The following is a 6,303-nucleotide window of genomic DNA, read 5'->3' on the forward strand; positions in this document are numbered from 1 at the left end:
GTTGGCTCGGATATTCGCACCGGACGTCTGTGCTTATGCGGTGATGGGCAATCACTATCATGTGGTGCTGCACGTGAATGCAGTACAGGCAGCGGACTGGGAGCTACCCGGGGTAGTGGCGCGTTTGCCGCGCAGGGTCATGAAAAAGTCTGCCTACGATGTCTGGTTGCCGGAGCTCAGGTCCAGTTCCATCAGTGGTGGGTCGTGAGCCAATGCGTGGCAGGGGTCGGAGTTGTAGAGGGAGCCCTATTGGTCCGCATTCTTGAACTCGATGTTGTGGTCCAGCGCGCGGGGCTCGTCGGCGTTGGTGTCCGGTAACGAGCGGGGTGCTGTCGGGGACCTCGTCCAGTAGCCGGCCCAGTCCTGGAATACGTAGGATTAGAAATCGTAGGCGTAGCTGTTGGGATCGCCGAGAATCTGTGCGCGTTCAACACAAGTTCCCGCAGGATCTTCGCTATTCGGCGGCTACATGCCGTTACACCCACACTCGCATGCTCAATTTTTAGTCTGTATGTTCTATTTTTGATCCATTTTGAGAGCTAGAACTACAGGATGCTTGCTCCCCAGCAACACCAATGATCACCGGAGGATATCAATTGCCGCTTTCCGGAACCGCTGGGTGCGGTGGTGCCGCTAACAGTCGGGAAGGAGTGTCGGAACAGACTACTCCGGCTCATCAACCAGCAATTGCTTGTAACAAACTCCCAGGGCATCGGCGATTCTGCAAAGATAGGCAACCGAGACGTTGTACTTGCCCAACTCTATATCCGACAAATGTTTGGAGCTGATCCCCGCCAACTCCGCCAATTTCTCTTGCGTCCAGCCAAGACCTTTCTGCTTGCGGAGGGCTTTGATGTTTGAGCCGATCTGCTTCAGAAGCGCTTCTACGTTGTTCTTTTCCATTTGTTACCACCCAACGACGAAGCCATAAGGTTAGAGCTATCAGGCGCCCATTAAACCGGATATATCATTATTTATTGATTTAATTCCGGACATACCATAAAATTTAGTCGAAATTTCCTGATATATCATTAATTTAGTTGGAGACAGTCTCCTGTCCGAGACAAATCAGCGCCACATACACAGCGAGGTCGAATAATGGAAGATACTGACGAGCTGTTAAAAACAATGAGTTCTCTTATCCGAAGGGCAAGCGCCTTATCCACGGACTTGGCTAACTTTATCTGTGCGGAGTCAATTCCACTGGGCGAAGTTATAGGTGACTGGTTGGACGGCCGCAGCTCCAGCAACGTGAATATTACCCATCAGGAGACAGAACAACTGATTAAACAAAGACAGGCCGCCACGTGGGTAAAGGCAGAGCGAAGGTTCGCATGTCAAGAGCTGGGCGTACTAACCGACTGGCAAACGCTGGAAGCCAAGGCATTAACCCTATCAATCAACATAATTATGGAAAAATCACCGCAGCTACAGAAACGAAAAAAAGAATTTGTATCAGAGTAAAATGCCAATACGGGAACGGGTCAAAAACGTAGGGTCAGTGGTCACGACATCATGGCGTCGCGCATCACGAGGTCAGTATTATAAATTTTCTAAGATGAGTAGGTAGAGAAGCCGGCCACCCGGGCGAGACCGAACACGACTATTCTGGACCAGAAGGCCTGGTCCGCATGAATTTTTCAAAGGGGTTCCTGCCGCAATCGCTTGTTAACCCATTGGTTGGCGAAGAATAGTTCGATACTTTTGGGGTGGAACTCGCCTAATATCGCTGAGATATATTTCGTGATGCTTTCCAGTTAAGCTTTTTCCTTCGTTTTCGATAGCTTCATGCAAGCGCTGGATAACAGGCCCCTCCTCCGAAAATGGTCCAAGATGTAAAATTTGTGCACACGCTCCCTCGTTGATAGTTTGGAATTCCACTTTATCCAAGGCGTCTGGCGCATCCTTCTTTGACGCAACCACATTGCGCACAAGATCGACGACCTCCTGCGTGACCGGCTCTGGCTGCATAATCATCATAGTCCACCGCCACTCGTCGCGATTTCCTTTGATGAAGTCAGATAGGTCGTCCGCCCACCACAAGCCCTCCAGTGGCGGAACGACATAATCAAATTGCTTTTTCTCTTTTATCCAAAATTTTATTTTGTAGGCGACTGGGTACAGTGACTGAAGAGCTTGTTGATACTCTTCTCCTTCAGGTCTACCCTTCCCAGTAATCGTCAAGTAATTAAATCTGGGGACATCTATAAACTCGATTTTCTTGGAACTTGGTTTATACAAATGCTTTAGCGTTTTCTTGTAGTCAATCTTTTCCATTTCTATTACTGTCCTCGTCGGGTTAACGAGGCTGTAGAAAAACTCCGGCCTCTTCTTGCTGTCCATATTTCACCCAAAAAATCGCGATTCTACGTGAATTCTGGGCCAGTTCCGCATGCGAAAAGCATTTCAGGGTACTCTCCGCACGGAAAATTTATCTGCTTCGGGGTTGCTCGAGTTTTTCTACAGCCTGAACGCCGCGCTCACGGGCGGCCTACTTTATGCACTTTTTGTGTGATAATGGGAGCGAAACGACCCACACAAAAAGTGCATAAAGTAGGCCGTCCGGTGCAGCGCCTGGTTGAACGAAGCCGCTTCGCGGCAGAATAAAAACGCCACCAGCTAAGCTCTTTTCGGCCCAATCCCGGGCTGCAACTCAAAGGAGCTTATGATGACACCCAAAGAGCAACGTCGTTTTAATAACCAGTATCGGCGCCACCTCCGTACCCTCAAGCTGCAGGGGCTCAGTGACCGAACCATCGATTCCTATGCCCGTGCCGTACGGCGCCTGTCGTCACATTTTGACGCCTGCCCCGACAGGGTCTCCAGCAATCAGCTCGAGCAGTACTTCTCCGATCTGGTGGAATCCCACTCTTGGAGTACCGTCAAGGTGGATCGCAATGGCCTCCAGTTCTTCTGGAAGCACATTCTCAAGAGGGATTGGCAGTGGCTCGATATTGTCAGGGCGCCCAAAGTTCAATCGTTACCCGATATTCTCACGCCAAAGGAGGTGGAGCAACTGATCGGCGCCACGCGCAAACTACGGTTCCGGGTCTTTATTCTGGCGACCTACTCCATGGGACTGCGACTGAGCGAGACACTGTCCTTGGAGGTGGGGGATATTGATGCCGGGCGACGGGAGGTGCACATTCGCCGGGGCAAGGGTCACAAAGACCGCCGGGTACCGCTGCCAGATNAGCCTCGGTCCATTCCCTGCGCCACAGCTTTGCCACCCATCTGCTGGAGTGCGGCCTGAGCCTGGCCCAGATCCAGTCTCTGCTGGGGCACTCGAGCCCCACCACCACCGCCCGCTACGTCCGACTCACGGAGTCTATCGAACGAGATTCCGCCGCTACCATCAATCGCCTTGTAAACGGTCTGCATGTCGATCTGGGGAGACTGTAAGATGCGCCTCGCTTCCCTGATCGAACGCCATGAGGGCGCTCTGCTGCAGAAGTACGGTGCGCGCCTACTGCCGGAACAGCGGCGGGCCATGGATGCCATCCGGCACTGCCGTACTACCGCCGCCGGCGAGGTGCTCTGGCAATGTAAGGGCTGCTCCCACGCACTGCTGAGCCCGCGCTCCTGCGGGCACCGCAGCTGCCTCCAGTGCCAGAACCATGAAGCCACTCAGTGGCTGGATCGGCAGCGTCGCAAGCTACTGCCGGTCGAGTACTTTATGGTCACCTTTACCCTGCCGGCAGAGTTGCGACCACTGGCCTGGCGGCATCAGAAGGTTCTGTATGATCTGTTGATGACCGTTGCCACTGGCGTCCTCAAGGACTTTGGCCTCAACGACAAACACCTCGGCGGCAATCTCGGCATGACGGGTGTGCTTCATACACATACCCGCCGACTGGACTACCATCCACACTGCCATATCGTGGTGCCCGGCGGCGCTGTGGATCGCCGCAGGCGCCAGTGGAGGAAGGCAAGGGGATCCTACCTGTTCAATGGTCGCGCCCTCGCCAAGGTCTTCCGGGCGCGGGTTCTGGAGGCCCTGCGGGAGAACGGGTTTGAGATCCCGGTTACACCCGCCCAGTGGGTGGTCCAGTGCCAGAGTGCTGGTAGGGGCCAGCCCGCTCTGGAATATCTTTCCAGATATCTTTACCGCGGCGTCATCAGCGAGAAGCAGATCCTCTGTGAACGCAATGGCGAGGTCACCTTCCGCTATATCGAGAGCAAAAGCGGCAAGCCCAAAACGCGAACCGTACCGGGCGCCAACTTTTTGTGGCTGGTGCTACAGCACGTTCTTCCCAAAGGTTTCCGTCGAGTCCGCGACTATGGTTTCTTACACGGCAATGCCAAGCGGTTACTCCAGTTGGTTCAGATGACGCTGCAGGTCGTGATCAAAACTATCAAGTCGAAGGGCAGACCGGTCCTACGCTGTCCACGATGTCATTCGCCGATGGCGTTCGTGAGAGCGTTCCGGCCGGGATGGCTGTCTGGATAGCCGGCGCGCTGGGATAAGCATCGGACACGTACCAACAGGGAGGAAACAACATCCTATGTAAAAGCGGGTCCACTCTTATTGGCTCGAAGAAAAGCCAAGGCCCGCGCTCGTCCTGAAAAAGTAGCCATCTCCTAGACTGATTACTCCCGCGATCCCTGAAAAAGATATTTTCCTAAAGAGAGTCACTCGACAGCTTCGGGCTTGTCCAACCAATCGGATCAGATCGCGGCTGCGCGCGATCTATCCTTATTCGTTAGTTGCCCAACTCCCGATGCGCGTGCTCATATGTGTCATAAAGCTTTTTAACCCTTTCTTTCAGCTTCATGCTCCCTCTGGTTGCACGGTCCGTCCAGTAATGCCCCTGCAGCTCATAAGGAGGAATGCCATGAACCTCAAGAACAAAGGAGCCATGATGTATCTCACTCCTCACTCCCTGCAACTCAATTTGCGGCTCGTTCCGATATACCGCGACTAGTTTAAACAGATCATCGTCTTCTTGTTGTTCTATGCTATGTGCAACCAATACAGAGCGAGACTCCTTAGTCATTAATCGTAAGCTTAAAAATGTCAAAGACTGTCTAACTGATGCGTAACCAAAAATTGGACCTACCTGCTCTCCGGTTTCAGGATCAACCCAGCTGCTTTGTAATTCGACTTTCCACGTTCCCCTCAAATCTGGCCGTTTAACATACCAACCTCTAAATATCCTCCACGACCACATGTACTTATTGAAGATGGTGACAAACAAACTTATTAAGCCGACGACCACCCCAAAGGGCTTGACAAAATCAGCACTCAAAACCGGCATACCCTGAATCCATAGCGCCAATAACCAGACGCCTATGGTGAGGCCAACAAATGATGAAATATGTAGTCGAGTCAACATCAACTATAACCTATGTAATCCCAAGCATCACTCAAGAAAGCGTGCGCACTTTCTCTTGTCCACGGCTGGGATGTTCGAAAGAGATATTTGAGCTCGCTAACCTCGCCCCATTCAGAGCACGCTTCATCACTTAATGTGTTATTAAAAAGTTCAGCCAAAACTTCTCGAATCATTGGCTTGAAGGAGGAATAATTAAAGCGAACATTTGATGCATTGAATACTAGGCACTCAACGAGGAAGCTCGGGGCTTCTTTCGCCGGAGCTATCCCCTGTGATGCCATTTCGTTCGACAAATTTTTCAGTATTCGTACTACTCTCTTGTATCTGCGATTCGTCGCGTCATTCTTAGCGACCCCGTTCGAGTAATGCTGTTCAGGCCAATTCCGCACTCTCGGAGGTGTTAAATCGTCAGGGATCATTTCAACCCCTGATAGATAACTAGTAGTCGACGTATAGCGTCGATGTTCAAAGAAGGCAGCTACATCTGATTCGACTCGGTAGGTATTCTCTTTAACATCGAATGACTTACTTCCTCGTGATACAGCCTCGCGTCCGAAACGATTTACAAGGGCCTCTTCGAGCTCATTCTTAAATTGCGAATAGGTGTATTCACCATCACTAAAGCGCTCTTTTAGAATTGCTTTCACATTGTCGTCTGGATATGCGGGGAAAAACGTATCGAAACAGAGAACACCGATATCAACATCGCTATCACGACGAACATTTACTCGGTTTCGATAAGAGCCCTGAGCAAAAACTGTGATATCACGATTCTGCAGTTTTGGGCTAGCTTGAATCGCTTGCCGAATTTGTCGTTCCGCATTTTCGACCTTTTCTTGCTCAGTTTTACTCGGCCCTTGAGACCATGCACTAAAAACGGATTCCCAATCTCTGGCCAATTTCTCCTCCTGTATGACTCGGGGCAACTAACGAGGCTGTAGAAAAACTGTTTCTCGAAAACGGCTCT

At 51.4% G+C, this 6,303-nt stretch carries 9 protein-coding genes; 5 read left to right on the forward strand and 4 right to left on the reverse strand.

Annotation, left to right across the window (positions count from 1 at the left end):
- Window position 1: 1 nt before the first annotated feature.
- A complete protein-coding gene (locus OQE62_RS17620; RefSeq protein ID WP_265723368.1) occupies window positions 2-208 on the forward strand; it encodes a hypothetical protein in 207 nt (68 codons plus the stop codon).
- A gap of 455 nt (window positions 209-663) precedes the next feature.
- Here OQE62_RS17620 and OQE62_RS17625 read toward each other — a convergent pair whose 3' ends face one another.
- Entirely contained in the window at window positions 664-903 is a 240-nt protein-coding gene (locus OQE62_RS17625; RefSeq protein ID WP_265723360.1) for a helix-turn-helix domain-containing protein, read from the reverse strand.
- 195 nt (window positions 904-1,098) lie between these two features.
- On the opposite strand from OQE62_RS17625, the gene OQE62_RS17630 reads away from it, so the two are divergent.
- Complete coding sequence (locus OQE62_RS17630; protein WP_265723361.1) at window positions 1,099-1,464, forward strand: hypothetical protein; 366 nt, start codon at window positions 1,099-1,101, stop codon at window positions 1,462-1,464.
- Window positions 1,465-1,668: 204 nt separating this feature from the next.
- Here OQE62_RS17630 and OQE62_RS17635 read toward each other — a convergent pair whose 3' ends face one another.
- Window positions 1,669-2,277 carry a GyrI-like domain-containing protein gene (locus OQE62_RS17635; protein ID WP_265723362.1) on the reverse strand — a complete coding sequence of 203 codons (609 nt, stop codon included), beginning with the start codon at window positions 2,275-2,277 and terminating at the stop codon, window positions 1,669-1,671.
- Window positions 2,278-2,668: 391 nt separating this feature from the next.
- On the opposite strand from OQE62_RS17635, the gene OQE62_RS17640 reads away from it, so the two are divergent.
- The 3 genes from OQE62_RS17640 to OQE62_RS17650 are packed head-to-tail and all read left to right on the forward strand — an operon-like array spanning window position 2,669 to window position 4,450.
- The gene (locus OQE62_RS17640) at window positions 2,669-3,253 is read left to right on the forward strand and encodes a tyrosine-type recombinase/integrase (RefSeq protein WP_265723363.1); all 585 of its coding nucleotides are present in this window, start codon (window positions 2,669-2,671) and stop codon (window positions 3,251-3,253) included.
- 2 nt (window positions 3,254-3,255) lie between these two features.
- Window positions 3,256-3,402 (forward strand): hypothetical protein, encoded by a 147-nt coding sequence (locus OQE62_RS17645; protein ID WP_407665957.1) that lies wholly within the window; start codon window positions 3,256-3,258, stop codon window positions 3,400-3,402.
- 1 nt (window position 3,403) lies between these two features.
- Window positions 3,404-4,450: an IS91 family transposase gene (locus OQE62_RS17650; protein WP_265723364.1), complete on the forward strand. Its 1,047-nt coding sequence runs from the start codon at window positions 3,404-3,406 to the stop codon at window positions 4,448-4,450.
- Window positions 4,451-4,703: 253 nt separating this feature from the next.
- Here the strand turns inward: OQE62_RS17650 and OQE62_RS17655 are convergent, their stop codons facing one another.
- Both OQE62_RS17655 and OQE62_RS17660 read right to left on the reverse strand, forming a co-directional pair.
- Window positions 4,704-5,336, reverse strand: a complete 633-nt coding sequence (locus OQE62_RS17655; RefSeq protein ID WP_265723365.1) for a Cap15 family cyclic dinucleotide receptor domain-containing protein — start codon at window positions 5,334-5,336, stop codon at window positions 4,704-4,706.
- Complete coding sequence (locus OQE62_RS17660; RefSeq protein WP_265723366.1) at window positions 5,336-6,235, reverse strand: nucleotidyltransferase domain-containing protein; 900 nt, start codon at window positions 6,233-6,235, stop codon at window positions 5,336-5,338. Before OQE62_RS17660 ends, OQE62_RS17655 begins: the two co-directional genes overlap by 1 nt.
- Window positions 6,236-6,303 lie beyond the last annotated feature (68 nt).

The organism is Microbulbifer halophilus, assembly GCF_026183675.1.
GTDB lineage: Bacteria > Pseudomonadota > Gammaproteobacteria > Pseudomonadales > Cellvibrionaceae > Microbulbifer > Microbulbifer halophilus.

Excerpts from the sequence above, each read along its gene's own strand:
- OQE62_RS17650 (WP_265723364.1), top strand. The coding sequence starts at position 3,404 with ATGCGCCTCGCTTCCCTGATCGAACGCCATGAGGGCGCTCTGCTGCAG.
- OQE62_RS17625 (WP_265723360.1), bottom strand. The coding sequence starts at position 903 with ATGGAAAAGAACAACGTAGAAGCGCTTCTGAAGCAGATCGGCTCAAAC.
- OQE62_RS17655 (WP_265723365.1), bottom strand. The coding sequence starts at position 5,336 with ATGTTGACTCGACTACATATTTCATCATTTGTTGGCCTCACCATAGGC.
- OQE62_RS17630 (WP_265723361.1), top strand. The coding sequence starts at position 1,099 with ATGGAAGATACTGACGAGCTGTTAAAAACAATGAGTTCTCTTATCCGA.
- OQE62_RS17635 (WP_265723362.1), bottom strand. The coding sequence starts at position 2,277 with ATGGAAAAGATTGACTACAAGAAAACGCTAAAGCATTTGTATAAACCA.